The 26,479-nt window shown below is 69.2% G+C and carries 24 protein-coding genes and 1 tRNA gene; 6 read left to right on the top strand and 19 right to left on the bottom strand.

Features of this window, described 5'->3' with window-relative positions:
- Nucleotides 1–18: 18 nt before the first annotated feature.
- Complete coding sequence (locus tag ACXJLH_RS13455; RefSeq protein WP_457444611.1) at nt 19–840, bottom strand: hypothetical protein; 822 nt, start codon at nt 838–840, stop codon at nt 19–21.
- Between the two features lie 275 nt (nt 841–1,115).
- Here ACXJLH_RS13455 and ACXJLH_RS13450 point away from each other — a divergent pair, with 275 nt between their 5' ends.
- From ACXJLH_RS13450 to ACXJLH_RS13440, 3 genes are all read left to right on the top strand, one after another.
- Nucleotides 1,116–1,454, top strand: a complete 339-nt coding sequence (locus tag ACXJLH_RS13450) for a hypothetical protein (protein WP_457444609.1) — start codon at nt 1,116–1,118, stop codon at nt 1,452–1,454.
- Nucleotides 1,455–1,793: 339 nt separating this feature from the next.
- Entirely contained in the window at nt 1,794–2,822 is a 1,029-nt protein-coding gene (locus ACXJLH_RS13445; RefSeq protein ID WP_457444607.1) for a L,D-transpeptidase family protein, read from the top strand.
- A 27-nt stretch (nt 2,823–2,849) separates the two neighbouring features.
- Nucleotides 2,850–3,542, top strand: coding sequence for a M23 family metallopeptidase (locus tag ACXJLH_RS13440; protein WP_457444606.1), 693 nt, complete (start codon nt 2,850–2,852; stop codon nt 3,540–3,542).
- Nucleotides 3,543–3,571: 29 nt separating this feature from the next.
- Here the strand turns inward: ACXJLH_RS13440 and ACXJLH_RS13435 are convergent, their stop codons facing one another.
- The 9 genes from ACXJLH_RS13435 to ACXJLH_RS13395 form a co-directional block, all read right to left on the bottom strand.
- Nucleotides 3,572–4,360, bottom strand: a complete 789-nt coding sequence (locus ACXJLH_RS13435) for an ATP-binding cassette domain-containing protein (protein ID WP_457391746.1) — start codon at nt 4,358–4,360, stop codon at nt 3,572–3,574.
- A 2-nt stretch (nt 4,361–4,362) separates the two neighbouring features.
- Nucleotides 4,363–5,127 (bottom strand): aliphatic sulfonate ABC transporter permease SsuC, encoded by a 765-nt coding sequence (ssuC, locus tag ACXJLH_RS13430; RefSeq protein ID WP_056198904.1) that lies wholly within the window; start codon nt 5,125–5,127, stop codon nt 4,363–4,365.
- 4 nt (nt 5,128–5,131) lie between these two features.
- On the bottom strand, nt 5,132–6,304 hold the full coding sequence (ssuD, locus tag ACXJLH_RS13425) for an FMNH2-dependent alkanesulfonate monooxygenase (RefSeq protein WP_457444604.1): 1,173 nt from the start codon (nt 6,302–6,304) through the stop codon (nt 5,132–5,134).
- A complete protein-coding gene (locus ACXJLH_RS13420) occupies nt 6,301–7,248 on the bottom strand; it encodes an aliphatic sulfonate ABC transporter substrate-binding protein (protein ID WP_457444602.1) in 948 nt (315 codons plus the stop codon). The genes ssuD and ACXJLH_RS13420 overlap by 4 nt, the downstream gene beginning before the upstream one ends.
- Nucleotides 7,245–8,210, bottom strand: coding sequence for a sulfonate ABC transporter substrate-binding protein (locus ACXJLH_RS13415; protein WP_457444600.1), 966 nt, complete (start codon nt 8,208–8,210; stop codon nt 7,245–7,247). Before ACXJLH_RS13415 ends, ACXJLH_RS13420 begins: the two co-directional genes overlap by 4 nt.
- Before the next feature lie 46 nt (nt 8,211–8,256).
- Entirely contained in the window at nt 8,257–8,889 is a 633-nt protein-coding gene (gene ssuE, locus ACXJLH_RS13410) for an NADPH-dependent FMN reductase (RefSeq protein ID WP_082532737.1), read from the bottom strand.
- A 146-nt stretch (nt 8,890–9,035) separates the two neighbouring features.
- Nucleotides 9,036–9,620, bottom strand: a complete 585-nt coding sequence (locus tag ACXJLH_RS13405; protein WP_056198890.1) for a YdeI/OmpD-associated family protein — start codon at nt 9,618–9,620, stop codon at nt 9,036–9,038.
- Nucleotides 9,613–11,022 carry an MFS transporter gene (locus tag ACXJLH_RS13400; protein WP_457444598.1) on the bottom strand — a complete coding sequence of 470 codons (1,410 nt, stop codon included), beginning with the start codon at nt 11,020–11,022 and terminating at the stop codon, nt 9,613–9,615. The genes ACXJLH_RS13405 and ACXJLH_RS13400 overlap by 8 nt, the downstream gene beginning before the upstream one ends.
- Nucleotides 11,019–12,869, bottom strand: coding sequence for an aspartyl protease family protein (locus ACXJLH_RS13395; RefSeq protein ID WP_457444597.1), 1,851 nt, complete (start codon nt 12,867–12,869; stop codon nt 11,019–11,021). The genes ACXJLH_RS13400 and ACXJLH_RS13395 overlap by 4 nt, the downstream gene beginning before the upstream one ends.
- Nucleotides 12,870–13,001: 132 nt before the next feature.
- Here ACXJLH_RS13395 and ACXJLH_RS13390 point away from each other — a divergent pair, with 132 nt between their 5' ends.
- On the top strand, nt 13,002–13,673 hold the full coding sequence (locus ACXJLH_RS13390; protein ID WP_457444595.1) for an AraC family transcriptional regulator: 672 nt from the start codon (nt 13,002–13,004) through the stop codon (nt 13,671–13,673).
- 12 nt (nt 13,674–13,685) lie between these two features.
- Here ACXJLH_RS13390 and ACXJLH_RS13385 read toward each other — a convergent pair whose 3' ends face one another.
- On the bottom strand, nt 13,686–14,183 hold the full coding sequence (locus ACXJLH_RS13385; RefSeq protein WP_457444593.1) for a DUF7482 domain-containing protein: 498 nt from the start codon (nt 14,181–14,183) through the stop codon (nt 13,686–13,688).
- A 305-nt stretch (nt 14,184–14,488) separates the two neighbouring features.
- Here ACXJLH_RS13385 and ACXJLH_RS13380 point away from each other — a divergent pair, with 305 nt between their 5' ends.
- Complete coding sequence (locus tag ACXJLH_RS13380) at nt 14,489–14,704, top strand: hypothetical protein (protein ID WP_457444591.1); 216 nt, start codon at nt 14,489–14,491, stop codon at nt 14,702–14,704.
- An 18-nt stretch (nt 14,705–14,722) separates the two neighbouring features.
- Here ACXJLH_RS13380 and ACXJLH_RS13375 read toward each other — a convergent pair.
- Nucleotides 14,723–14,797: transfer RNA gene (locus ACXJLH_RS13375), tRNA-Arg, on the bottom strand.
- Between the two features lie 101 nt (nt 14,798–14,898).
- Here ACXJLH_RS13375 and ACXJLH_RS13370 point away from each other — a divergent pair.
- Entirely contained in the window at nt 14,899–15,246 is a 348-nt protein-coding gene (locus tag ACXJLH_RS13370) for a GFA family protein (protein WP_056198875.1), read from the top strand.
- Between the two features lie 4 nt (nt 15,247–15,250).
- On the opposite strand, the gene ACXJLH_RS13365 is transcribed toward ACXJLH_RS13370, so the two are convergent.
- The 7 genes from ACXJLH_RS13365 to ACXJLH_RS13335 all read right to left on the bottom strand — a co-directional run bounded on the left by ACXJLH_RS13365 (nt 15,251) and on the right by ACXJLH_RS13335 (nt 26,423).
- A complete protein-coding gene (locus tag ACXJLH_RS13365; RefSeq protein ID WP_457444589.1) occupies nt 15,251–15,574 on the bottom strand; it encodes a hypothetical protein in 324 nt (107 codons plus the stop codon).
- A 78-nt stretch (nt 15,575–15,652) separates the two neighbouring features.
- Complete coding sequence (locus tag ACXJLH_RS13360; protein ID WP_235532010.1) at nt 15,653–15,955, bottom strand: hypothetical protein; 303 nt, start codon at nt 15,953–15,955, stop codon at nt 15,653–15,655.
- Between the two features lie 417 nt (nt 15,956–16,372).
- Nucleotides 16,373–20,269: a translocation/assembly module TamB domain-containing protein gene (locus tag ACXJLH_RS13355; RefSeq protein ID WP_457444587.1), complete on the bottom strand. Its 3,897-nt coding sequence runs from the start codon at nt 20,267–20,269 to the stop codon at nt 16,373–16,375.
- Nucleotides 20,270–20,312: 43 nt separating this feature from the next.
- Nucleotides 20,313–22,127, bottom strand: coding sequence for an autotransporter assembly complex protein TamA (locus tag ACXJLH_RS13350; RefSeq protein WP_457444585.1), 1,815 nt, complete (start codon nt 22,125–22,127; stop codon nt 20,313–20,315).
- Entirely contained in the window at nt 22,124–23,314 is a 1,191-nt protein-coding gene (locus ACXJLH_RS13345; RefSeq protein ID WP_457444583.1) for a vWA domain-containing protein, read from the bottom strand. The genes ACXJLH_RS13350 and ACXJLH_RS13345 overlap by 4 nt, the downstream gene beginning before the upstream one ends.
- A gap of 212 nt (nt 23,315–23,526) precedes the next feature.
- Complete coding sequence (locus ACXJLH_RS13340; RefSeq protein ID WP_457444581.1) at nt 23,527–24,762, bottom strand: OmpA family protein; 1,236 nt, start codon at nt 24,760–24,762, stop codon at nt 23,527–23,529.
- Nucleotides 24,759–26,423, bottom strand: coding sequence for a serine/threonine protein kinase (locus tag ACXJLH_RS13335; protein ID WP_457444579.1), 1,665 nt, complete (start codon nt 26,421–26,423; stop codon nt 24,759–24,761). Before ACXJLH_RS13335 ends, ACXJLH_RS13340 begins: the two co-directional genes overlap by 4 nt.
- Nucleotides 26,424–26,479: the final 56 nt, after the last annotated feature.

Genomic DNA, 26,479 nt, shown 5'->3' with positions numbered 1-26,479 from the left:
TCTTGCAAGCCATTCAACTCAATCGTTCGCGGCGGTGGGCAAAACGGCCGGAGGCGAAGCGTCGATCCTCCCCACGTAGAAGCTGCCGTCGTAACCGAGCCGATCTTTCGGTGGCCGCAACGAAATTGAATACCGCGCGCCTCGCTGCGTCGGCATGGATAGCACTACATGCGGCTCACACTGGCTGGCGGCGCAGTTCCAGGCCGTCCCTTGGTCGTACTCCGCCACGAGGGAAATCGGGCGGAGGTCACGTAGCAGAAAGCCCATGGGCTCCATGGCCGGATCGAACATGTTGCCTTTGACCAAACTGGTGTGGAGGTCTCCCGTCAGCACGACGACGTGAGAGAAAAGCCCCGTAGCGGTCAGCGCACGGACGTTGCGGCTCATCGTCAGGTCGTCCCCGTCGATCGCGCGGACAGTGATCTTGCGAGTCGGCGTGGCTTTGTTGTGCTGCCGCACCTCATCGAGCAGCACAAGCATGGCCATGCTGGTACGCCCATCCTGTTCATGCGCGGGCTTTGACCAATCGCGGGAACCGAACAACGCCTTGCGTGCACCGCCCCGGCCATCGCTATCAAGGAAAGCGTCGATTGCCGCTTGGTTTTCCTCTGGCCATTCGAGCGCGAGCGCCACGCTTCTCGCCTGAGCAGCCAAGTTGCAGACATAGGCGCTTACGAAATCCGGTATCTGGCGCGTGCCGTGCAGTTCGCCCAATAGGAGCAGAGAGCTGTCACGCAGGCGCTGGGGAATATCGACAGTCGTCTTGCATGGCGCACCATGCGCAATTCCGGTGAACGCTGCGGCGCTCAACAGAACGAGAAGTGTTTGGCGAGAGAACATTCAGGCTCCAGAGCTATGAACCGACGAAGGTAGGAACGCGCACTTGCGACCTCTCCAAAATCGTAGAGCGCGAACCGTTTGTCTCCGTTGGCTCTTTTCACCTTCCGCGGACAGTCTGGCTACGGCTCGTGACGGCAAGGTCAACAGCATGGCTCGCGGATGGATCGGACACTGGCCACAATCCCGACATGCTAGGCGTGGCGTCTTCAAAGCAGTTGTTTCTACCCTTCGCAGGCCGCTTGTCCGGTTCGCTGTCTGGTGTACGCAGCTCAGCGATGCTGCTGGCCGCGCTGGTCGCACCTCTTTACTGCATCGCGGCGCCCGGCGATGACGCCGCTGGCGCCGGCCCGGCACCCTTAAACCTCAAGCTGCCCCGCTCTCCTGCTCGGGCGTTCGCGACCACCAAACCAAGCGACGCCCCAGCAGCATCCGAACATCAGCGCCGCGGACTACGTCTTGAGCCGCGAAAATCCATAGTCGAGCGGGGCGTCGAAGGCAGTCGTGATGCGCTGATCGCCTGTCAGAACGGCGCCTATCCCGGCGCGACTGTTGCGGCCCATGGTGTGCAGGTCAATGGTGGCGACTCTCAGCCGGGGCACTGCTACCGGTTCTGACGTTTGGAATCGGTTCATCTGCGTCTTTCGCTTTGAGTCGCTCCATCTGCCGGTTGGCAAGCTTTGCGGCGAACGGCGGCAATCAGCGGCGGTCGGTGCTGCAGCGGTTGCCGTCGCTCGCGTCAAAGGGCCAGGTTCAGGGTGCGCGGCACGAAGCAGTCATCGACTCATCGGACTTCGCCGCTCCTTCGATGCCCGATGTAGGGCGCGCAGCAGTCATCCAGCCTCGCGGGCAGCGGTTCACGTCGTCAATTGGCAGTGGTTCCAGGCATCGGCCTACACGTGCGGCGCGGTGACCTCGGTACGGTGCGGTGAATCGACCCACCTCGTGAGCCCGCCATGCCGACCTTGTCACTTTCACCGCTGAAGATGGCCGCCGCGCTGCTGTGTTGCGCCTGCGTCGCGTCGCCGGGCGTTGCCGCCACGCACCGCGCCCGCGCCACCTCGTCGGCGGCACCGCAGACGCTGGAGGCGTTCAACGCTGCGTCGCTGGTGCCTGGACACGGTCACGCGGTGGGTGCCCACGCGGTTGCCCGCGCCCAGGTGCTTCTGGATCGGGCGTGGTTCTCGCCGGGCGAGATCGATGGCCGCCAGGGGCGCAACCTGCAACGCGCGCTGACCGCGTTTCAGCGAGCCAGGGGCCTGAAGGTCAGCGGCCGGCTCGACGCGGCCACCGCAAAGGCGCTGGAACAGGGCGATACGGGCGGTGCGTTCGCGACCTACACCATCACCGACAAGGACGTGGCCGGCCCCTACACCCGCACACCCGCCGACATGGCCGAGCGCGCCAAGCTGAAGTCGCTGGACTACGAAACCGTCGGCGAGGCGCTGGCGGAGCGCTTCCATCTCAGCGAGTCGATGCTTGCGTCGCTCAATCGTGGCCGGGCGAAGGATTTCAAGGCAGGCGACGAGTTGATCGTGCCCGACGTCTCCGCGCGTCCACCGGTCGGCGGCGCGGCGGTCAGGATCGAGATCGAGAAGAGGGCCAAGACCCTGTGGGTGCTCGGCGCCGATCGCAAGGTGCTGGGGGCGTTCCCGATCAGCATCGGCGGGCCGCAGGACCCGTTGCCGCTGGGCGTGCTGAAGATCGTCAGCGAGGTGCCGAACCCGACCTTCACGTACAACCCGGCGCTGCTGAAAAACGCCCCCAAGGACGCGCAGAAGGCCGAGGTCGCGCCCGGCCCCAACAATCCCGTCGGTAACACGTGGCTGGGGCTGAGCAAGCCGCACTGGGGCATTCACGGCACGCCCAACCCCGCGCAGTTGGGCCGTGAGGAAACCAACGGCTGCATCCACATGACGAACTGGGACGCGCAACGTCTGGCCAAGCTCGTGAAACCGGGCTTCGAGGTCGACATTCGGCCCTGACTTCGGCTGCAAGGCAGGTTGCACGCAATGACACTCCTACCGCCTCGCCACAGCGTGTCCCACGCGGCAATGGCCTTGCTGCTGGCCTGCGCCAGCGCTTGCAGCGAGCGCCGCGCGTCAGTGCCGCCGCCAGTCCAACCTCAGGTGACCGCGCCGGCGGTGCGGGTCGAGACGCCCGCTGTGCCTTCGTCCTGGCCTGCAACGGCGGTCACACCCGCGTCAGGCCCGGTGGACGTCGCCGTCACGCCTGCCGACATCGCCGACCTGCAGGGCCGCGATTTGTCCATTCCGCTACCCGGCGTGTGGGCTGCCACCCTGACGGATACCTTCGGCGACGGCCGCACGAAAGGTGCCCATGAGGCGCTGGACATCCCGGCCCCGATGCGCACGCCGGTGCTGGCGGTGGAAGACGGCGTGGTGGCCAAGCTGTTCACCAGCCAGCGCGGCGGCCTCACGGTTTACCAGTTCGACCCCGCGTCGCGCTACGCCTACTACTACGCCCACCTCGACGGCTACGCGCCGGGCTTGGTGGAAGGCCAGTCGCTGCGCCGTTGCCAGTTGGTCGGCTACGTGGGCCTGACCGGCAATTCGCCGGCCGGTGCACCGCACCTGCACCTGGCGATCTTCAAGCTCGAGCCGAAGCCACGCTGGTGGCGCGGTGCGCCGGTGAATCCGTACAACGTGCTGCGCGGCTCGCGGCCTTGCTCTGCGGGCGGCTAAGCCAGCACCACTCGCTCAGTCCCTGACAGCTAAGCCAAGGCCGGGTTGCCGACGATCTGCCGCAGCACTCGCTCCTCCAGCTCCGCAAACCCCGCCGCCGTGCGCGAGCGTGGGCGAGGCAGCGAGACCGTCGCATCCAGCGCGATGCCGCCGCGGTCGATCAGCAGCACGCGGTCGGCCAGGGCCACGGCCTCGGCGACATCGTGGGTGACGAGCAGGGCCGTGAAGCCGTGATGGCGCCAGAGCTGCTCGATGAGGCGGTGCATCTCCAGCCGGGTCAGCGCATCCAGCGCGCCCAACGGCTCGTCAAGCAGCAGCAGGCGAGGGCGGTGCACGAGAGCGCGGGCGAGTGCCACGCGCTGGCGCTGGCCGCCTGACAGCGTCGCCGGCCAGTCGCTGCCGCGGCCGGCGAGGCCAACCTGGGACAGTGCCTCCATCGCGCGGTCCCTGGCATCGGGGCCGGCGAGGCCGAGCGCGACGTTGTCGACAACGCGCTTCCAGGGCAGCAGGCGGGCGTCCTGGAACATCAGCCGGCGCTCGCCCGCCGTCCCCGCTTCGACAAGGCCGGCGCTCGGCGAGTCCAGCCCGGCGATGAGCCGCAGCAGCGTGCTCTTGCCGCAGCCGCTGCGGCCCACCAGCGCGACGAACTCGCCCGGCGCGACGGTCAGGTCCAGGTCCTGCAGCACATGGCGTGTGCCGAAGGATTTGGCAACGCCGCGCAGTTGCAGCGCCAGGCCCTGCGAGGTGCTGCGCGCCGGCGTATCGGCAACCACGGGCTCACGCGGCAGCACGGGCGTGTCGAATTCAGTGAGCCACATGGTCAGTTCCCCTCGGCGGCATAGCCGCGGTGCCAGGGCAGCCAGGCCTTCTCCAGCCCGCGCGCGACGACGTCGGCCAGCTTGCCGAGCACGGCGTAGAGCAGGATGCCGACCAGCACGATGTCGGTCTGCAGGAATTCGCGCGCATTCATCGTCAGGTAGCCGATGCCGGCCTGGGCCGACAGCGTCTCGGCGACGATCAGCAGCACCCACATCAGCCCGAGCGAGAAGCGCAGGCCGACGAGGATGGACGGCAAGGCGCCGGGCAGGATGACCTGCCGGTACAGCTGGAAGCCCGACAGGCCGTAGCTGCGCGCCATCTCGATGAGGTCGCGGTCGACGTTGCGGATGCCGTGGAAGGTGTTGAGGTAGACCGGGAAGAACACACCCACGGCGACCAGCACCAGCTTGGCGGCTTCGTCGATGCCGAACCACAGGATGACCAGGGGGATCAGCGCCAGCGCGGGGATGTTGCGCACCATCTGCAGCGTCGTGTCCAGCAGCGTCTCGGCCGCGCGCCAGGTGCCGGTCAGCAGGCCCAGCAACAGGCCGAGGCCGCCGCCGATGGCCAGCGCCGAGAAGGCCCGCGCCGTGCTGACGGCGACATGATGTGCCAGCTCTCCCGAGCGCAGCAGCTGCCAGAAGGCGGCCAGCACCGCGGCGGGCTCGGGCAGGATGCGCGCAGACAGCACCCCGCTGCGCGAGGCGATCTCCCAGGCGACGAGGAGAGCTGCGGGCAGCAGCCAGGGGATGAGGCGGCGCAACATCGGTTCAGCTCGCGGAAACGGCCTTGGGCACGTAGCTGTTGGCCACGACTTCGCCGAACGGGCCGGTCAGCACGGGCGCGGTGAGCTTCTCGCGCACGCCCAGCGGCAGCAGCGGGAACACCAGTTCCGCAAAGCGGTGGGCCTCGTCCAGATGCGGATAGCCGCTGAGGATGAAGTACTCCAGGCCGATGTCCGAGTATTCCTTGATGCGGTCCGCCACCTGCTGCGGGCTGCCCACCAGGGCCGTGCCCGCGCCACCGCGCACCAGGCCCACGCCGGCCCACAGATTCGGCGCGATCTCCAGCCCCTGGCGCACATCGGCCTTGTTGAACTGGCCACCATGCAGCTCGGCCATGCGGCGCTGGCCGACCGAGTCCATGCTCTTGAAGCGCGCCTGGGCCGCGGCCACGGTGGCTTCGTCCAGCTCGGACAGCAGCTCGCCGGCGGCGCGCCAGGCTTCATCTTCGGTCTCGCGCACGATGACATGCAGGCGGATGCCGTAGTGCAGGCGGCGGCCTCGTGCCGCAGCGCGCTCGCGCACATCGGCGAGTTTTTTCTCGACCTCGGCCGGCGGTTCGCCCCAGGTCAGGTACGTGTCGACCTGCTCCGCAGCCAGGTCGTGCGCCGGGCCTGAGGAGCCGCCGAAGAACACCGGCGGGTAGGGCTTGTTGATGGGCGGGTAGAGCACCTTGCCGCCCTTGACGCTGAGATGCTCACCATCCAGGTCCAGCGGCTCGCCGGTGTGCGAGCGGGCCAGCAGTTCGCGCCAGATGCGGATGAACTCGGCGCTCTGCTCGTAGCGCGCCGCGTGATCGAGGAACTGCCCGTCGCCGGCCAGCTCGTCGGGGTCGCCGCCGGTGACAAGGTTGACGAGCAGGCGGCCGCCCGAGAGGCGGTCCAGCGTGGCGGCCATGCGGGCGCTCTGCGACGGCGCGACGAGGCCGGGCCGCAGCGCGACAAGGAACTTCAGGTGCTTGGTGGCGTCAATGAGGCTGGCCGCGACGATCCACGAGTCTTCGCAGCTGCGGCCGGTGGGCAGCAGCACACCCTCGTAGCCGAGGCTGTCGGCGGCAATGGCGATCTGCTTGAAGTAGGCATGGTCGGCCACGCGGGCGCCGCGCGAGCTGCCGAGATAGCGGCTGTCGCCGTGGGTGGGGATGAACCAGAAGATCTTCATGCTTTCACCTGTGCAATGGCATCGGCAACGCGGATGGGGCGGGGGATCAGCGCGAGCTCGGCGAAGGCGTCGGCCACCTGCTGCTGCTCGCGGACCAGGTCGGGCGTCAGCGGTCCGACGGGCGCGGCACCGCGGCGCTCGACCATGCGCTGCACGATGGCCACGGGCAGGCCGGCGAATTCGGCATAGCGCTGCACCGCGTCCTTGCGATCGGTGCGCACGCGCGTGTCGGTGTCGGTCAGGGCCTGGAACAGCGCCTTCACCAGGGCCGGCTGCTGGCTCAGCGCGCGCGACGCCAGATAGAAGGTGTTGTTGCTCGTCAGGCCGCGGCTGGTGGCCAGCGCGCGCAGCTCGCCGCTGATCTCGGCGGCGGCGTAGTAGGGGTCCCACACCGCCCACGCATCCACCGAGCCGCGCTCGAAGGCAGCGCGAGCGTCGGCCGGCGGCAGGTAGATGGGCTGGATGTCGGCCCAGGCCAGGCCAGCCTTCTTCACAGCCTGCACGGTCAGGAAGTGGGCGCTGCTGCCCTTCTGCAGCGCCACGCGTCGGCCCTTCAGGTCGGCCAGCGTCTTCAGCGGCGAGTCGGGCTTGACGAGCACGGCCGAGCTGTCCGGCTTGGGCGGCTCGGCGCCCACGTAGACAACGTCTTTGCCCGCGGCCTGCGCGAACACCGGTGGCGCGTCGCCGGTGGCGCCGAGGTCGACGCTGCCCAATGCCAGTGCCTCCAGCAACTGCGGGCCGGCGGGGAACTCGGTCCACTGGATGCGGGTGCCGGGCAGGCGCTGCTCCAGCAGGCCGTAGCTCTTCAGCAGGGCGAGGTTGAGCGAGCCCTTCTGGAAGCCGATCCGAAGTTGCTGGGGAGCCTCGGCCTTGGCGCGCGTCCAGACCGCGGCCGTCGTGGCCAGGATGGCGATGGCCGCACGGCGCGTGGCGTGGGCGCTCATCGCGCGGCCTCCGCAACGGTGGTGGCGGGCAGCGCGTCGGCGACGCGGATGGGCTTGGGAATCAGGCCGAGGGCGTGGAAGGCATCGGCGATCTTTTGCTGCTCGGCGGCGACGGCCGGGGTCAGCGGCTTCACGCCGAACTGGTAGCGCGTCAGGCTCTTCTCGACGACCTCGGGCTCCAGTCCCTGCAGCGGCGCGATGACAGCCGCTGCGGCCTTGACGTTGGCCTTTACATAGGCGGCCTGGGCCTGGTTGTCGTCAAACAGCGCCTGGATGACCTGCGGGTGCTGCTGTGCGAAGCCGCGCTCGGCCAGGTAATAGGCGTAGTTGTTGACCAGGCCGCGGCCGTCCTGCAGCAGCCGCGCGCCGCTCTGCTTCTCGACGGCGGCGAGGAAGGGGTCCCAGATCACCCAGGCATCCACCGCGCCGCGCTCGAAGGCGGCGCGTGCATCGGCCGGCGGCAGGTAGACGGGCTGCACGTCGCTGTACTTCAGGCCCTGCTTCTCCAGCGCCTTCACGAGCAGGTAGTGCACGTTGCTGCCTTTGTTCAGCGCGATCTTCTTGCCCTTCAGGTCGGCCAGCGTCCTGATGGCGGAATCCTTGGGCACGACGATGGCTTCGGCTTCGGGCGCGGCGGGATCAAAGCCGATGTAGACGAAGCGCGCGCCGGCGGCCTGCGCAAAGATGGGCGGCGCCTCGCCAACAAAGCCCACGTCGACGGCACCGACGTTCAGGCCCTCGAGCAGCTGCGGGCCGGCCGGGAACTCCACCCACTTCACGGCGACACCGAGGGAGCTGAGCTTCTTCTCGAGCGAGCCCGAGGACTTCTGTAGCGTCAACAGGCTGGCGGATTTCTGGAAGCCGATGCGCAGCGTTGTCTGGGCAGAAGCGTGCAGGCTGGTGGCCGCGATCAGCAGCGGCGCGGTCCAGCGAAGGACATGTCGAAGAGAGCGGAAAAGCATGAAGAGCGTCCTGTGCAAAAAGATCCCGGCGCTCGGGCGCACCCGATCAGCGCCCGAGCGCCGGGATGAAGTCGCCGGTCCCGTGCGGGAGGCGAGGAGACAAGCGGTGGTGAAGCTGGCCTTGCGGCGTCGACAGCTGAGTGGGCTCTGGCGAGTTCCGCATTCGTGGCGTCAGCGGAGCGAGGGCACGGTCCAGCCGTGCAATCAGATCGGGCTCCGGCACGAAGCCGCCGGCCTCATGACGGCGCAATTGAGCGTCAGTGGCGAACACGCCGTCCAGCACGTGGCGGGCGCCCAGGGCCGACAGCACGGGCTTGAGGGCGTAGTCCAGTGCCAGGAAATGAGCCGCGCTGCCACCCGTGGCCAGCGGCAGCACGACCTTGCCTCGCAGCGCATCGGGCGGGAGCAGATCGAGGAAGACCTTGAGCAGGCCGCTGTAGGCCGCCTTGTAGATGGGAGTGCCGACGACGACCAGGTCGGCCTGCTCGACGGCCTGCACGGCGGCGGCTATGGCCCGGTCCTGCAGGTCCGCCGTCAGCAGCGCTGCGGCGGGCAGCTCGCGCACGAGGATGTCGTCGTGATGCGTGGCGCGGCCTTCCAGGCGCGTCAGCGCGAACTGCGTGAGCCAGGCGGAGCGCGAGCGTTCGCTGGGGCTGGCTGAGAGGCTGGTGATGTGCATGGCGGCCGATATCGGTTGATGCCTTGCACGATAGGGAACCCGCCTTCCTCGCGGAACGAAGGAAAGCGGGGATGCTTATTCGCAGAGCGTTGGCGCGTGTTTGGCTGGCGGCCCGTGCACGACGGTTGCGCCACAGCACCGCGGGCCTAGCCGCCGCCGCGTTCAACAGGCGCGCAAGCCCCCTCGAGGGTGTCGATCAGCTTCGCGAGCTGCACCTGTCTGGCCCGTTCATCGCGCGCCGTCAGCAGCTTCAGGATCCATGCGTACTGGCGCGTGCGGCCGAGCGACTCGAACGCCGCGCTGGCGAGCGGGTGGCTCGCCAGCGCGACGGCCAGGTCGTGCGGAATGCCGGCGGTGCGCTGCGGCGCATAGGCGGCGGCCCAGCGGCCGTCGGCCCGGGCAGCATCGATCTCGGCCTGGCCCGTGGCCCGCATGCGGCCCGCGGCGGCCAGCACCGCCACCTTGTCCACATTGATCTGCGACCAGCGGCTGCCCGGGCGGCGAGGCACGTACTTCTGCAGGTAGTGGCGCTCGTCCAGCGCCCTGCGTTGGCCGGAGATCCAGCCGAAGCAAAGGCCCACGTCGACCGCCTCGTCGCTCGTCAGTGAGGGCAGGCCCGACCCCTTCCTGGCGATCTTGAGCCAGACGCCTCCCTGGAGATCGACATGCGCCTCCAGCCAGGCCTCGAATTCGGCGGCGTCGCGAAAAGCGATCACCGGTGCTTCAGCCATGGCCGTCGTCCGGCGCCTGCCGCCAGGCGAGCACGATGAGCAGGGTGAACGCAATGCCTGCCGCAATCGTGCAGGCGGCATGGGCGATCCCCTGGGCACGCGCCGCGCGCAGCGCCTGCGCGGCCACCCCGCCGCTGGCGTGGTTAGCAATCAACACCAGCACCGCGAGGCCGACGGCCGCACCGATGCCCGAGGCGGTGGAGACGATGCCCGAGGCCACGCCTTGCCGGTCGTCTTGGACACCCTGGGCAGCCGCGATGAACATGGCCGTGAACATGGCGCCATCGCCGAGGCTGACGACCACCATGCCAGGCAGCAGGTCCAGGTAGCCGGCGTCGGGCCGGGCGGCCAGGCCGATCATGAGCGCGCCGGCGGCGCCCACGAGCAGCGCGCCTGCCATCGTGCGGCGCAGGCCGAAGCGGGTGGCCAGCCGACCGGCTGCCGCCGACGCCCCGGTCACGACGGCCGTGGGCACCAGGAAGGCCAGGCCGGCGTGCAGGGCGTCGTAGCCGAGCACATCCTGAAAGAAGAGGGACAGGAAGTAGAGCAGCGTGCCGAAGGTGGCCATGAACAGTGCGGCGGTGACCGCGGCGAGTGCAAGCCAGCCGTTTCGCAACAGGGCCAGCGGCAGGATCGGGTCGGCGCTGCGCCGCTCGACGGCGACGAAGGCCCCGGCCAGCGCGAGCCCGGCGAGCAGGGCTGCGAGGATCCATGGCGATGTCCAGCCCAGCTCGGGCCCCTGGACCAGGGCCAGGACGATGAGCGTGACGCAGGCCGTGGCGCTGATTGCGCCGGGAAGGTCGAACGGCCGCGACAGGTCGAGCGGACCGTCGTGCGCGATCAGCGCGAAGGTGGCCGCCAGCGCCGCGCCGGCAAGGGGCACGTTGACGAGGAAGACGGCCCGCCACCCGAAGCCGCTGGTCAGCGCCCCGCCCGCCAGCACGCCGACCACCAGCCCAGCCGCGCCCGCGCCGGCCCAGAAGCCGAGTGCCTGGTTGCGGGCCGGGCCTTGTTTGAACAGCACGTTGATCAGCGCCAGGGTACTGGGGAACACGAGGGCGCCGCCGAGGCCCTGGAAGGCACGGGCCACCAGTTGTTGCGCCGTGCCGGTCGCCAGGCCTCCGGCCAGGGACGCCAGGCAGTACAGCAACAGGCCCACCGCCAGAACCCTGCGCCGGCCCAGCAGGTCCGACGCGCGGCCGCCGAGCAGCAGGAAACCGCTCGACGCAATCGCGTAGGCACTGATGACCGATTGCAGTGTCTGGGACGAGTAGCCCAGGTCCCGGCCGATGTCCGGCAGCGCAACCACCACGATGTACTGGTCGAGCGAGACGATGAACATGGCCAGCGACAGCAGCAGCAGGACGGCGCGTGTTCGCCGGCGTTCGTCGTGGCTGCTCACAGCCGCTCCCGCAGCACCAGCACGACGCTGCGTGGCTCGGTGCCGCGCCGCATGCCCAGCGTGATGCGATCGCCATCCGCCCGGGTGCGCAGCAGCGCCCGTGTCGCGGACAGCTCATCGGCCCGCGCCGCCCGGCCATCGAGGGTGAGGAGCCGGTCACCGACGGCAACCCCTGCTGCCTCCGCCGGGCCGCCGGGAGAGACGTGGGCCACGACGAAGTCCTCGTCGGCCGCGTTGAGCCACATGCCCGAGCGATCGAAGCGGCCCGCGTCGACAGGCGGCGGCACGATGGGCTTGAGGTACATGCGCTGGCGCGAGTAGTCGAAGCTGGTCACGAAGCGCTTGAGCAGCCCGCTGCCGATGTTGCCGTCGAAGTTGGCGTCGCTGAAGGAGCCGGCCCTGGCGCCTGACAGCGCCGCCACCGGCGCGGTGATGGTGACCGGCCCGAGCGACAGCGACGGCAGCCGCACGACCTCCGACATCGAGGGGCCGCCGACGCCCCAGCCGGTCATGGTGGAGACGGCGCCGGGGAAGCGTTCGCGCAAGCGGCGAGCGGCGACGAAGGGGCTCGTGAGGTCCACCTCGCTGCGCGAGCCGGTGTCGATGTCGAACAGCGCCGGGATGTCGCCCACGCGGCCTTCGACCTGCGGCAGGTGGTCGTAGAACTTGAAGGGGATGGCCGTGCCCGCGTCGCCGGCATCGAAGGCGTCAAAGCGGCTGAACGTCAACGTGCTGTGCTGGTAGTCGATGCGCAGCGCCAGGCGGCGCAGCAGCTCGAAGCCGACCATGCCGTCGACCCGGATGCCTTCGACAGCCGGGTCGTAGATGTCCATGGTGATCGCCGTCTGGTCTTGCATGCGGACCGGGCCGAGCGCGATCTCGCGCACCTTCGCATAGCCGCTGGTCGTCGTCTTCTCGCCGGCGCCCGCCGACGGTGAGGCGCCCTGGGCGTTCAGGCCCGCCTCGGCTACCACGCGGGACGAAAGGATGGTGTGGCCGCCCGTGTCGACGATGAAGGTGTAGGGGCCGTGGCCGTTGACGTGCGCCTCGACGTAGATGTGGTTGTTCAGCAGCCGGAACGGCACGCTGGCCCGGCGGGCGCCGTCGGCCAGGGTGACGCCCTGCGGCGGGTCGGGCGGCATGGCGTAGGCGGTGCGGGGCCGCCGCGGTGGCGAGCTGACGTCGAGCAGCCGCATCGTCGCCAGGCCGGACTCGCCGGTGCCGCCGTCGACGATGACGCGGCCAGCCACCTGCGCGCCGCCCTGGCGGACGTAGTCCTCGTAGGTCGTGCGGGTGTCGAAGAACATCTGGCGCTCGGCGATGCGGGCGAGCAGCCCGCTGCCGGCGTCGAACCAGGCGTCAAAACGCAAGCCGCCGCGAGGCGTCACGGCGAGATGCTCCAGGGCGCGGCCGTCCAGCGTCTCGCGGCCCAGCGCCTCGATGCGGGCGCCGCCGCGATCCCGGCGCCACCACAGGTTGGCCAGGCGGTAGGCTTCGTTGATCGCCAGGCGCACGCGGTCGCCGCCCTGCTGGGGCGTGCAGGCGCCCGAGATGTCGCGCATCCACGGCAGGCGGCCGTCGAAGCCGTTCGCCACCGTGATCGGGCCGAGTTCACTGTCCGTGACGAAGGCGCCGCTGGCGGTGTCGAACCGCGTGACGACGGTGCCAACCAGCCCCTGGCCCGAATAGGCGTAGCGCAAGGCCAGGCTGCCTGCCTTGGCGGGTTCACCTGTCGCCGCCCGGTGCGCGGCCAGCACGTGCTGTGCGGTGGCCGCACCCGACGCGCATGGCAGGGCCAGCAGGGCGGCGGCCGTCCACCAGGCGCGCAAACTCGAAAACATGGTCATGCAGGCATCCCTCAGAATGAGGCCAGTTTGTGGCCGATTGCATAGCCTGTCTTGAACCGAATTCACCTGCCAAAGGGAGCACCTGGCGGACCCGGCGCGCCCGGCGCCTGCCGCCCGCTGACCGCCGGGCCGATGCGCCATCCGCCGCGCGAGCGGCTGGGCCGGCACCGGCATGACGAAGCCTTCGTCGCCCTGGTGCTCGCCGGCGGCTATGTCGAGGCGGGCGACACGGGGCGGCACCACTTGCGGGCGGGGGATGTACTCGCCCACCGCCGCTGGGAGTACCACCTGGACGAAGTGGCCGGCAGTGGCGCCCAGGTGCTGATCCTGCCCTTGCCCACCGCCTGGGAAGCTGCCACCCATGCCGCCGCCAGCGATCCGGACGCGGTGGTTCGGCTGGCGGAACGGGACCTGCATGCGGCGCTGGACCTGCTGACCGCCAGCCTGACGGAGTTGCCGATTCCCGCTTCGGACTGGCCCGACCTGCTGGCGGCACGGCTGCGCCAGGATCCCGATGCACCGGTGGCTTCGTGGGCGCGCGAACTCGGCCTGCACCCGGGCAGCCTTGCGCGCGGCTTCCGCCAGGTCTTCGGCGTGACGCCGGCGGCTTACCGCCTGTTCCAGCGCACCCATCGCGCGCTCGGCCACATCGCCCGGGGCGACGCCGGCCTGGCCGCCGTGGCCGCCCAGTGCGGCTTCGCCGACCAGGCGCACTTGAGCCGCGCCATCCGCCGCATGACCGGGCTGGCGCCCTCCCAACTGCGCGGCACCCTTAGTGGTGGGGGCGACCGGCCGACGGGATGATGTCTTGCTGGCTCAGCGCACGCCCTGCAGCGCGGCGCCGCGAGCCCGCACGACGGGCCAGTTCGCGACGATCTTGGTGGGAGTCAGCTGGACCTCGCCCTTTTCCTCGGCAGCCAGCACGGCCTCCTCGGATTTGAGTGTGTGCGGCGTGACGTCGGGCTTCCAGCGCACCATGACCAGCACCCACAGCGGGCTGTAGGTCGCGTCGGCATTGGCGCCGCCCACGGGCCTCGGGATCGAGGGCAGCACGGTGGCCTGCTCGTCGCCCGGGAACTTGTAGGCCTTCTCGACGGGCATGCCGGGCTTGAGCGTCTGGGCCAGGGCGGGCACGTAGTTGATGCCCTGCTTCTTGGCGATGCCGGGGTCGGAGATGTCCGTGCTGACGTAATGCACGATCTCGCCCTCGAACCACGCTTCCTTCAGGGGCAGGGTGACTTCGTCGGCTGCCCAGCTGGTGGCTGTGCCCAGCAGCAGGGCAGCACTCAGTGCACGGATGACGGGTTTAGGCATTGCGGTTCCTCGTAGAAGGCGAGACGCGATTCTTGCGCACTGGCGGCAGCTCTGATCGAGCGCCTGGACCTCAAGATTGCCGGACGATCTCAACACCCACGTTGACGAGGATCAGTTGCCCACCCATCAAGCGGCGGATTTCGCATTGAGCCGCCTGTCATCGATGCCCGGCGGCCCGGGCAGCCAGCTGTGTCTGCAGCTGCGTTGATACAGCCGAGTGAACTCGCGCCCCTTCTGTGCCTTTGCAACAGCGTGGGCGGTGCCTATCGTGATTCATCGCTTTCGAGCCTCACGAAGGAGCACCCATGCAACGTACCGCCACCTTGTTCCAAAAATCTGCCGTCACCGGCTCGACGTCGCGCTTGGGCGCATGGCTGCTGAACCTGAGGGACGCGTTCACACGGGATGACGACGAGCGCTTTCTTAGCGAAGCCCGGGATCTCGCCGATCTGGAAAGACGGCTGCGACGCCTGGAACAGGGCCGCTCAGAGCGCTTTGGCCCGCTTCCTGGCGTTTTGTGAGGCCGCATCGATGCTTCGTGGTCCCTCCGACAGGAATCGAACCTGTATCTGCCGCTTAGGAGGCGGCCGTTCTATCCATTGAACTACGGAGAGCACCGTTGGCGCCGTGAAGGCGCCGGTCAGGCGGCGCGCATTCTCGCATGGGGTCTCGCGGGCTTTCTGGCAGCATCCGCCTACTCAAGGAGACACGCGACATGACGCACCAAGGAAGCTGCCACTGCGGCCACATCAAGTTCGAGGTCGAGGGCGAGATCGGCTCCGCCTTGTCCTGCAACTGTTCGATCTGCCAGCGCAAGGGATCGCTGCTGTGGTTCGTGCCGCGCAGCGCATTGAAACTGCTGACGCCGGAGCAGAACGCCAGCAGCTACACCTTCAACAAGCATGTCATCCAGCATCGCTTCTGCCCGACCTGTGGCATGCATCCCTATGGCGAAGGCAAGGGGCCGGACGGCTCGGCGATGGCAGCCATCAACATCCGCTGCCTGGAGGACATCGATCTGAAGGCCGTGCCCGTCACGGAGTTTGACGGGCGCTCGAAATAGGCCTTTAGAACTGCGCGACCAGATGGGGCTGGCCGGCCACCCGCGTCAGCACGCGGCGGGGCTGGTGCAGGGTGCCGCCACGCGTCGCGCGGGCCACGGCGGCTTGGACGGCGTCCAGCAGGGCGGTGAGAAGCGGGCGCTCGCCATTGCAACGCGAGCGGGGAATGACCAGGGCGAGGTCCATGGCCTCGCTGCCTTGCAGTTCCAGGCTGGCGTGAACGACCAGCGTGGACGGGGTACTGAGGGAGACGTCGAGATCGGCATCGACAAGATCGGCGGCGACCGGCAGATGGGGCAGGGTCTGCGCAGAAAGTGAGTCTGTGAACATGGCCGGAATCCTCGCGGAGGGTCTTGGCGCCCGCTGTCGGGCAGACCAGGGTGGGGCTGTAGGACGGCGCCTGATTGCTCAGGAATGCATCACCGGCAGGGCCTGCTTGACGGTCGGTTTGTCGAACAGTCGGCCGATCAGTGCCCGCGCAAAAAAGTAGTCGTTGCGCAGCTTGTCGCCGAGGGCATCAAGGCCGACGCGGCCCTGGCGGTCGCAGGGAATGTCCAGGCCGGCGCCCTGGTAGGTCAGCGGCTCGAAGTGCAGCAGATGGGTGAGCTCTGGCTCAGCCCGCAGGGTTTCGGCGATGGTCGCCTTGTGCGCGGACTGAGGAAGCGGCAGCGAAGCGGGTGCTGTTGGCGTAGTGAGCTGGACCTGGGTCATGGTGAACCTCCATCGGAATCAACAGGGGTTGATGAAACAACTTTGGTCTCAACGGGGTTTCAGATGTGTAGGCAGGCCGGGATGGCGCAGGGGTGCGCCATCGCGTCGCCTTGTAGGAGGCCGCTGGCTCTCAGCAGATACAAAGCCGGCCCGGATGCGGCTTTGTCTGACAGGCTGGAGCTCGTGGCGCATGGGCTGCGGGCCGAGCGCCGGGCCGCTCCCAAGCCGGCCCGCGGGCGATGTCCTTGCGGCTCAATGCCGCAAGCATCGCCGTCCCCTAGGGGGCTGAGGCCGGACACAGCGGACCCGGTGGGTCCGCTGTGCCTGCCGAAGAGCTGCGTCATTGACGCAGCGCGGTCTGCAAGACCGGTCAGGCTTGAACGCGTTCAGCGGCAAGACTGGACGAGGGGCTCCAAATCAATCCCATTTCCACTGCCAGATGAGATCGAGCGCGTTGTCGTCCCCACCTTGGGCCCGCAGCGTGAAGCGCTGGGCGATGCGGTAGATGAGCTGCCAGGAGCCCGTGGTGGCATTCAGGCCGCGTTCATAGCCGACATACCAGCGCCGCGAGATCTGCTTGCCCAGGCGCACGATGGTGGCCTTGGTGTCATCGTCGCTCTGCGACAGCGAGAGCTCATCCAGCCCCAGGTTGCGCAGCACCTTGCCTGTCGGGCCTTCGCCTTCGCCGCTGAGCAGGGCCAGGGCGGCGCGCTGCAGCAGGGCCGTGTCGGTGCGGCCCAGGCCATCGGGGCCGCGGCCGAGCAGCAGCCAGGAGAGCTTGTCGGTGTCGCTCATCTCGGGCGAGGAGTACAGGCTCACGCGCGGCGCCAGCGCCGTGCCGCCCACGTAGACGCCGACGCGCACATCGAGGTTGGGCCGCACGGCCAGCAGGTCCAGCGACGGGTTGTCGTAGGCGCCGGTGAAGCTGATGTCGCCGCGCTCGATGTCCAGCTTCTGGCCATAGGCCGCGTACTGGCCGCCATCGGCGTCGAGCTTGCCCGTGACGCGCAGCGGGCCGTTGTTCTGGCTGACCTGCAACTGGCCGCGCAGCGTCGTCGCCAGGCCCCGGCCGCGTACCTTGAAGTCGCGGCCGAAGTCCAGCGCGACGTTGACGACGCTGTTGCGCGCGGCCTTGGGTGCGGGCGGCGCGGTGGGTGCCGCGTCGCGCGGGCCGCGCAGCACGGTCACATCGTCGGCCAGCGCGGGCGCGTCGCCGCGGCTGAAGTCGAACAGGCCTTCGTCGGCGCGCAGCTTGCCTTCCAGCTTGAGCCCCTTGGCGTCGAGGTCCAGCGCCGCCTGGCCGCTGGCGACGAGGCGGCGGTCCACGCGCGACAGCACGCGCAGCTTGTCGGCCGTCATCTCGATGTGGGCCTTGGGCTGGGCACCCAACTCGGCCGTGCCGCTGGCGCGCAGCCAGCCATCGCCGCCGCGCGCTTCGAGCTTGGAGAGCTCGGCATGCTGGCCCTTCAAGTCGAGCGTGAAGCGGCCCTCGGTCACATCCACGCCGAACAGCAGATGGCGCAGCGCCAGGTTCTCGCCTTCGGCGCGGCCATTGAGGTCGGGGGCGCCCAGACGGCCGGAAAGCTGCACGGTGGCCGCCGCGCGGCCGCCCAGGCGCCAGCCGGCCGGCACCCAGCTGCCCCAGGTGGCGAGGTTGGCGATATTGGCCTGCAGCACGCCTTGCACGGGCGTCTGCGCGTCAGGCCAGAGCTTGGCCGGGCGCAGCGTCACCGCGCCGCCCAGGCTGCCAAGTTCGCTGCCGGCCACACCCTGCGCGAACTGCCACAGGCCGTCGCGCACATTCACCGCCAGGCGCAGGTCGGTCAGTCCCAGCGCACGCTGGCCAAACTCGTCGGTCACGCGCAGGTCGCCGCTCTGGCGTTCGATGAGCAGTTCGGCGGTGAGCCGATCATTCAGCAGCAGCGAGGCATGGCCCGTCACGCGCAGGTCGCCGCCCCAGCCGAAGTCGGGTTGCCAGCGCGCCATCAATGGCGCGGCGGCCACGTCCTCGAGCTGCAGTTCGGCGCGGGCCTCGGGGCGTTCGCCGCCGGTCCAGCTCAGGGCCTGCCAGCGCACGAAGGCGCCGCCCACCTCGGCGCGGCCGGGCTCGGCCTGCAGGCGTGGGCCGTCGCTGGCCCAGCGCAGGCCGATGTCCTTGGCCGCCAGCAGTGGCGGCGTGTTGGGGCGCAGCGGGCCGATGGCTATGCGCGCAACGCGGCCGCTCCAGGCCTGCCCATCCCAGCGGCCGCGGGCCTGGAGCTGGGCGTTCAGCGTCAGGTCTTGCGAGTCGCGCGCCGATGCATCTCGAATGATCTTGCCGCTGACCTCGGCCTTCACATCGTGGGCACTGCGCCGGCCTTGCAGGTCGAGCTTGGCGCTGGTCAGCTGGGCGAGCGGGTCGCGCAACTGGCTGATGTCCAGGACCAGCGCAACCGGGCCATCGCCGTCGGCGCCGGGCAGGGGCAGCTCCCAGCGCGCCTTCAGGGCGGCGATGCTGGTGCCCAACGCCTTGGCGGAGGCCAGCGACAGCTTGCCGCTGCCGCCGACCTGCCAGCCTTTGATGCCGCGCACCAGTTGGAAGCTGCCATCACCCTCGCCCTGGCCGGCGATCGGCTGCTGGTCAAACAGCGCCAGCAGCGGGTTCAGCTCGGCCAGCGCGCCGGCCTTCAGTGCGGCAGTGCCGGTGATGGCTTCGGCCCGAGCCTGGCCGCTGGTCTGCACGCGGTTGTTGCCCAGGCGCCCGTCGATGTCGAAGGCCGCCGGGTCGGCGGCGCGTTCGCGCTGCAGCTTGATCCGGCCTTCGAGGGGCAGGCCGGCGAACTGGCTGGGCAGCAAGCGGGCGTAGACGTTGCCACTGAGCGTGGCGAGGGTCTTGCCGCGCACGTCCACATCGGCCTCGGCACTGAGTCGTGTCGGGCCGGGCAGGCGAGCCCAGGCCGAACCGGGTGCGCCGCGCCACAGCAGATGCGGGTCGAACTGGCGTAGCTGAACCTTGAGTTGCGCGGCACCGGCGGTGTCGACGCGACCGCTGGCCTGCAGCGTGGCGTCGCCGCTGGCCAGTTGGGCGTCCTCGATCTGCCACTTCGTGCCCTCGCCCCGGGCTTTGGCCTTCACGCGCAGCGGGCGGTTCTGCACCGTGCCGGCGAGGTCAAGCCTGGCGCTCAAGGGGCCGGCCTTGCCGCCCGCGAGCGTGAGCGGCCCATCCAGGCGCGCCGGCGTGGCTCGCGCGTCCAGCGCTTCGGGGCGCAGGCCCTGCACGCGGGCGTCGAGCTGCCATCGGCCATCGGCCTCACGCGCTCCCTTGCCTTGCACTCGACCACCGCCGGGCAGTTCGGCGTCCAGCGCGGTCAGGCGCAGGCTGGTGGGCTGGTCAGGCCGGCCGGCGAGCGCGATGACCAGGCGGTTGACGGGCAGGGCGCCCTGGTCCCATCGGCCGGCAGCGGCGTTGTGCAGGTCGGCCTGCAGCGTGGCTTCGGCGTCGCGGGCGGGCGCCTTCAGCTGGGCGTCGCCGCTCAGCGCCGTGCGTGGCAGGCCAGGCATGAGGGCCGCCAGGTCGAGCTTGTCGGCCTTCAGTTGCAGCGCGTTGACGGGCCAGGGCGCAAAGGGCTGGACCTCGCCGTCGGCCTTCAGCGTCTGGTGGGCGGCTTCCAGTTCGGCTTTGGCCTTGAGCCTGGCCAATGGGCCGGTGACTGCAGCGACGGCTGACCACGGCAGGTCGGTCGCTTCGGCCTGCTGCACGCGCAGCGTCGCGTCGGTCTGCAGCGGCGCGGCACTCTCGATGCGGGCCTTGCCGGCCAGCGTCAGGTGTTGCCAGCGAGCAGCCTTGAGCTCGATGCGATGGGTGCCGCGGCGGGGCAGGTCCAGCTGGGCGTCAAGGCCGAGCAACGGTGCCTGATCGGGCGCCCAGCTCAGCTTGGCGATGCGCAGACTGGCGATCTGCACGCCTAGTGGCAGTGTGAGGTCCGGCGGAAGGACGATGGGCTTGTCGCTGGCCTGGCTGCGGATGACGACCTCGTCCACGGCCAGCTCGCGCGCCAGCAGCAGGCCGGCGCTGGGGCTGACGCCCAGGCCCTTCCAGCGCAGTCCGAGCAATTCGGCCGAGCCACCGGCCCAGGTGAGGATGAGGCGACGCGCGCTGAACTCGCCCATCAGTGAGCCCTCGGGGGCCTCGATCTGCACACCGGGCAGATGGGCCAGCAGCCAGGCGCCACCCGCAGGGCGTTGCAGCAGCCAGGCGACGAAGCCGGCGATCAGCACCAGCACCAGCGCCAGCGCGATCAGGGCGGCACGCAGGATGCGCAAGGATCGCCTCACAGCGTGATCCCCACGCTGTTCGACAAAGTCGCAGCGTCTAGCTTCACAGCGTGATCCCCACACTAAAGTGCAACCGCCACTTGCCGGTTTCCTGCGCACGCGCCAGGTCCACGCGCAGCGGGCCGACGGGGCTGCGCCAGCGCACGCCGGCGCCATAGCCGACGACGGCGCGGTAGTCCTGCCAGCGCGAGGCAGCATTGCCGGCATCGACGAAGACGGCGCCCCACAGGCTGGGGAAGCTCGGCATGATGGGGTGCGCGATTTCCAGGCTGCCGGTGGCCAGCACGCGGCCGCCGACGGTCAGGCCGTTCTTCTGCGGGCCCAGGCTGCGGTAGGCATAGCCGCGCACCGACTCGTCGCCGCCCGCCAGGAAGAGCAGCTTCTCGGGCACGCCGACCTGTTCCTTCGATACCACCTGCGCCACCTCGGCGCGCGCCGACGCGAACCAGCCACCGAAGGGCTTGTAGACGCCCAGCTTGAACTGCATGCGGCCGAAGGGACCGCTGTCGTCGGTGCCGCCGCCCTTCGCATAGCCGAAGCCGACAAGGGCCAGGGCCTGGTGGCCGTCGGTGGGCAGCAGGGTGCTGTCCAGGCGGCGGCGTATCCACTGCTGGTTGATGGAAAGGGCCAGGTTGGTGTTGACCTCGCTGCCGGCGGTCTCGCGCGCGCGCAGCAGCTCGACATAGCTCAGGCGCTCGTCGCGCGTCGACTCGTAGAGGCGGCCCAGGCGCACGCCCAGGTTGGTGGCGATGGTGTCGCCGGTGCGGTCCTGCTCGTACTGCAGTGAGGCGAGGTTGCGTTTCAGGTCGGGTTGGGGGTGGGAGCTCAGTTCCAGCTCGGCGCCGCGCAGGTCGCGGCTGAATTGCAGCTTGGTGCGGGCGCGCACGGGCAGGTCGAAGGGGCGACGGTGCAGATGCTCGACGCTGATGCTCTGGCCGGTGTTGCTGTGATAGCCCACCGCCACCGTGGCCTGTTGCAGGGCCGACTCGGTCAGCGTGACTTGCACGGGCGTGGTGCCGTCGGCGTTCGGGGCCTCGGGCAGCAGTTGCACGCGCACGGCGTCGAAGAGCTGGGTCTTGGCCAGGCGCTCCTGGAACTCGGCGAGCTTCTGCTCGGTGTAGTCATCACCGGTGTCGAAGCCGGCGAGGCGCTCGACGGCATTGCGGCTCTGGCGCTTGAGCCCTTCGATGCGCAGCGCACCGAGCTTGGCACGGTTGCCGCTGGCCAGCACGAGGTGGAGCTCGGCGGTCTGCGTGTCGGGATCGACGCGGGCGGCCGTCTCGGCCCAGCGCGCCAGCGGATAGCCGCCATTGCGCGCGCGCAGCAGCAGATCGCTCTTGGCCGAGGCCCATTGCGACTGCGTGAAGGCGGCGCCGTTCTTCAGCGTCCAGGCGCTGCGCAGGACTTCCCGCAGGGCCTGGGCCTGCTCGTCGGCCAGGCCTTCGGTGAACTCGAGCTCGAGCTTGTCGACCCTTGCCACCGGCCCCGGCTTGACGGTGAGCAACAGCCGCGTCTCGTCTGCCGGGTCGCGGTCCACGTCGGCCTTGGCGTTGAAGTAGCCCTCGGTTTCCAGCAGCGTCTCGGCCTGCGCGGGCGCCGCAGCGGCCAGGCGGGCCAGCTCCACCCGGCTCAGCGCCGCCTCGCTGGCGCGGTAGCGGGCAAGGTCGAGGTTCTGGGCCAGCAGCGTGCGCAGGCGCGCGGCCTCGCGGCTTTCGCCGTCGATGCGGATGTCGACGCTGTAGACGGCCGGCGCGTCGGCCGGGATGTCCGGCGCCGGTGGGGCGGGTGCCTGCGGGGGAGCCTGCGTGGCACAGGCATTCAGCAGCACTGCGACGAGCAGTGCAAAGAGACGCTTCATTTGCTGAGCAGCCGCATCGCGCCTTCGAGTCCGGAAAGGGTCAGCGGGAACATGCGCTGCTGCATCAGCTGCTGGATCAGCGCGATGCTCTGCCGGTACTGCCAGACGCCTTGCGGCTCGGGGTTGATCCACGCGTACTTGGGGAAGGCGTGGGTGAGCCGCTGGATCCATTCGGCGCCGGGCTCGTCGTTGTTGTATTCGACGCTGCCGCCGGCCTGCAGGATCTCGTAGGGGCTCATGGTCGCGTCGCCGACGAAGATGAGCTTGTAGTCGCGGTTGTATTTGCGGATCAGGTCGAAGGTGTTGAGCTTCTCGGCGAAGCGCCGCCGGTTGTTCTTCCAGACGAAGTCGTAGACGCAGTTGTGGAAGTAATAGAACTCCAGGTGCTTGAACTCGGTCTTGGCGGCGCTGAAGAGTTCTTCCACGCGGCTCACGTGTTCGTCCATCGTGCCGCCCACGTCCATCAGCAACAGCACCTTGACCTTGTTGTGGCGCTCGGGCTGCATGCGGATGTCCAGCATGCCGGCATTGGCGGCGGTGCCGTGGATGGTGCCGTCCAGGTCCAGCTCCAGCTCCGACCCTTCGCGCGCAAAGCGGCGCAGGCGGCGCAGCGCCACCTTGATGTTGCGCGTGCCGAGTTCCAGCGTGTCGTCGTAGTCGCGGTAGGCGCGCTGCTCCCAGACCTTGACGGCGCTCTTGTTGCCCCCAGAGCCGCCGATCCGGATGCCTTGCGGGTTGTAGCCGCTGTTGCCAAAGGGACTGGTGCCGCCGGTGCCGATCCAGCGGTTGCCGCCCTCGTGGCGCTCCTTCTGCTCCTCGAAGCGTTTCTTGAGCGTTTCCATCAGCTCGTTCCAGCCCATCTTCTCGATGGCAGCCTTCTGCTCGGGCGAGAGTTGGATCTCAAGCTGTTTGCGCAACCACTCCAGCGGCACGTCGGCCGTGAAGTCGGTCAGCATCTCCACGCCCTTGAAGTAGGCAGCGAAGGCGCGGTCGAACTTGTCGAACTGGGTTTCGTCCTTGACCAGGGACGTGCGGGCCAGGTGATAGAAGTCGTCGATGCTCGCCACGCCGCCGTTGTCGGGGCCGCCGATGACGCCGGCCTGCAGGGCTTCCAGCAGCGTCAGGTACTCGGGTACCGTCACCTTGAGCTTGGCGGCGCGCAGCGTGTAGAAGAACTGGATCAGCATCGGTGCGGACTCGGGGACTGCAGGTCGAAAACGATTATGCAGCGCGAGTCTCGCCGGAGTTAGGGATGCCGTCTTTCGGGCCGAGCGCCGGGCCGCTCCCTAGCCGGCCCGCGCTGGCGATGTGCTTGCGGCTCAATGCCGCAAGCATCGCCGTCCCCTCGGGGACCGGTCAGACGCGCCGCGTTCAGCGGGGTGCGGCTGGACGAGGGGTATCAGTTACAGGGCACCACGCGGAACTCGACACGCCGGTCCAGGGCATCCACCGCGTTGTCGCTGCCGCTGCCGACCAGGTTCTCGCGCCAGCCCATGCCGCTGGCCTTGACGCGCTGGGCCAGGGGCGAGGCTTCGGCCGCCAGGCGCTGCTGGATGAAAGTGGCACGTTGCAGCGAGAGCGCGTCGTTGGTCTGCTCCGAGCCGGTGTGGCTGGTGTGGCCGACGATGACCATGCAGACGCGGGCGCCGGCGCCCTCCTTGGCGATCTGCCTCAGCCACATCGGATAGGCGCCGCTGACCTTGGGGTCGGACCAGAACTCCGTGCTGCCGGGGTTGAAGAGGAACTTCACGTCCAGCTTGTTGGAGCGCAGCCCGTAGGCCACGATCTGGCCAAAGGCCCACTCGGCCTCGGCGGTGCGCCCGAGCTTGACGTTGTTGAGATAGATGCCGTTGAGCGTGCGCAGTTGTTCGCCCCCAGCCTGGGTGCGGGCCTCCTGGTACTTGGCCAGCGATTCCTGATAGCGCTCGGTGTTATAGAGGGAGCCGGCCTCGTTGATGACGCTGGCCACCGCGACGCGCTCCATGTACACGCCATTGGCCGCGCTGCCCGGCGCCGTCGACGACGTGCTGATGTAGCCGTCGATCACCCGGTCTTTCACCAGCACCGGGCTGTCCTGGTAGATCGCCAGCGGCGTGTGGTTGAGGCCGTCATCGCGGGCCAGTGCCGAGGCTTGCGCCACCACCTGGCCCGTCTTGATCTCCACCAATGCCAGGTTGATGTTCAACGGCCGCTTGATCGCGGTGCCCGGCTGCCGGGTCAGCGTACCGGTCAGCAGGTATTGCACCTTGGACAGGTTCTCGGTCTTGAAGGGCAGCAGGTCAAAGCCACCTTCCTTGCGCGCGGCCAGGCGCTCGCCAATGCGGCGCTCGAGCAGTTGCGTGGTCTGGGTCTGCTGGCCGCTGGCCGCGTCGATCATGGGGTCGACCACGACGTTCTTCCTGACGATCTTGGACTCCATCTTCGCCAGGAAGGCGGGCAGCTTCTGAGTCTGGTTCACCAGGCCATCGGTCGCGACGACGACAGCCTCGCTGAAGGAGAGCTCGTTGGTCGATACCGTGGGCTGTGTCGGCGCCGTCGCCAGGCAGCCGGCCAGCAGGGCCATGCAGCCCAGCATCGCGGCACGCCCCAGTTGCACTGAAAAATTGATGCGATTCGTGTGGCCAGCGCTACTCATCGACATTCCTTTTTCAGGTAAGCGGTCTCACTCGCCGTCAGCGGTTCCAGTGAGGCTTTTTGCAGAATATCACTGCACTTTGCGCCCTTCGCCTCGGAGGGCGCAGGAGCGGTCACGGCAGGGCGCGGCTTGGGTGCCGCCGGCGCCACGGCGATGGGCGTCGGCGCTGAGGCTGTGGGTGCCGGCACGGGAGCCGGTGGCACGGGGGCGGTGGAGGCGGGCGTGTCCGGTGCAGAGGCCGCCGAGGCAGCCTGGACTGGGCTGGAAGCGATCGGCGCTGGAGCTGGAGCCGCAGCGGCGGCCGACGCCGGCGCGGGTGGCGGCGCCAGCTCGGCGGGCGCCGGTGCCCAGAGCAAGGCATATCCGCCCCAGGCGGCCGCGGCCAGGCCCACCACGCCCGCCGCGCTCAGGAGGAGAGCGCGGCGCGGCGGGGCCGGCACGGACGCCTGTGCAGGCACGGCGCTGGACGCTGGAAGAGCTGTCGGCGGGGGCGGGGCAGGCAGCACCGGGGGCGGCGCCGCCGCAGGCAGCTGCGTGCGAGCCACGGCGGGCGGCGGCGGTGGTTCGGGGCGTGTCGGCTCCCGCGGCGCGAGCAACGGGCTGATCGATGCGACCTGAGTCGGGTCGAAATCCGGCAACAGCACCGTTTCGTCGCCGGTCGGGAGGCCCAAAGCCTGCAGCTCAAGCAGATCGATGACCTGCGTGTCGCCGGCAGTGAGCAGGGTCCGGAACTCGGCAATGGATTGCGGGCGGTCCTTGGGGTGGATGGCCAGCGCACGGTCGACGGCCGCGAGGAAGGCGTTGCCACAGCGACCCGCCGCCACGGTGGCCAGCGGTTGCAGCTGGTCGTTGAGCAGCCGCTCGACGGAAGCCACCGTGCGGCGGCCGCTGATGGCTGCGTAGAGCACGCTGGCCAGCGCGAAGATGTCGGTCCATGGGCCCTGGGTGACGCCAGGCATGTCCCCGTATTGCTCGATGGGCGCAAAGCCCGGCTTGAGCATGGCGGTCAGCGCATGCGTGAGATCGCCGATGACGCGGCGTGCGGCGCCGAAGTCCAGCAGCAGCGGCCCGTGGTCGGTGAGCAGGATGTTGTCCGGCGCGATGTCGCGGTGGTAGCAGTGCTCGTTGTGCAGCACTTCCAGCGCATCCAGCAGCGGCATCAGCCAGGCGCGCACCTCGGTTTCGGTCGACGGCCGGCCGAGCCTGGCCAACGCCTCCTTCAGCGTCTGCCCCTGGTAGTAGGGCATGGCCATGTAGGCGGTGCCGTTGCCCTCCCAGAACTGATGCACCTTGAGCAGCGCCGGGTGGTCGAAGCGGGCCAGCAGCTTGGCCTCGTTGACAAAACTCCTCAGCCCGATCGCAAAGGTCTCTGCATGGTTGGGCGACTTGACCAGCACTGTCAGCGAATTGCCGGCGCGTGCTGCCATCGACGAGGGCAGGTATTCCTTGATGGCGACCTGCCGCTCCAGGGCGACGTCGGTGGCGAGATAGACGATGCCGAAACCGCCTTCTCCCAGCACCCGGTCAATGCGGTAGTCGTGGATGCGCGTGCCGGGCGGCAGGGTGTGGCCCGGCGTCAGCTGGACCTCCACGGCGATGGTGGGCTCTACCGGGTCTTCTGGGGTTTTGCGCCCGGGTGGACCGCCAGCCGCTTCGCTCATTGCTGCGGGCGACCGGACGGCGGCGCTTCATGCAAGGCAGGCAGCGTGCAGCAGAA

It is taken from the genome of Roseateles sp. P5_E4 (genome assembly GCF_054049255.1).
The sequence above is the reverse complement of the archived record's forward strand: the minus strand, read 5'-3'. Positions and strand labels throughout refer to the sequence as shown.